The organism is Undibacterium sp. Ji22W, from assembly GCF_049340305.1.
Lineage (GTDB): Bacteria > Pseudomonadota > Gammaproteobacteria > Burkholderiales > Burkholderiaceae_D > Undibacterium.
The window spans coordinates 1-384 of sequence record NZ_JBMPOU010000016.1; the positions used below are offsets into that span (position 1 = coordinate 1).

Annotated in this window: 1 protein-coding gene; it reads left to right on the plus strand. The window is 56.2% G+C overall.

Going from position 1 to position 384, the window contains the following annotated elements; translation table 11 throughout:
* On the plus strand, positions 1-384 hold a 384-nt coding region (locus ACO0KW_RS20390; protein ID WP_423055176.1), incomplete at both ends, for a hypothetical protein.

The following is a 384-nucleotide window of genomic DNA, read 5'->3' on the forward strand; positions in this document are numbered from 1 at the left end:
CAGCGGGTGTCGATACCAGCGCATTGCCAGCGAGCGTCAATGTCAGTGGCGGCAGCAGCACGACATTTACAGTCACTGCCACCGATGATTATTTGAAAGAAGGCTCCGAATCCCTGATCGCCACGATTAGTGGTGTCACCGATACGAACAGTAAATATGAAGCAGTAGCGGTCGGCAGCAGCAACACAGCAAGCAGCGCGATCACCGATGAAGCCGTCCCCGCAGCAAGCGATACCGTCTATGCGCACATCAGTGTTGATGCAGCGAGTGTTGCCGAAGGTGGCGTCTTAACGTACACGGTCACCCTCAAAGACAGCAGCGGCAATGCCGTCAGTGTTCCAGTCGGCAGCAGTGTTGCTGTCGCCTTGAACTGGAGCGGTGTCG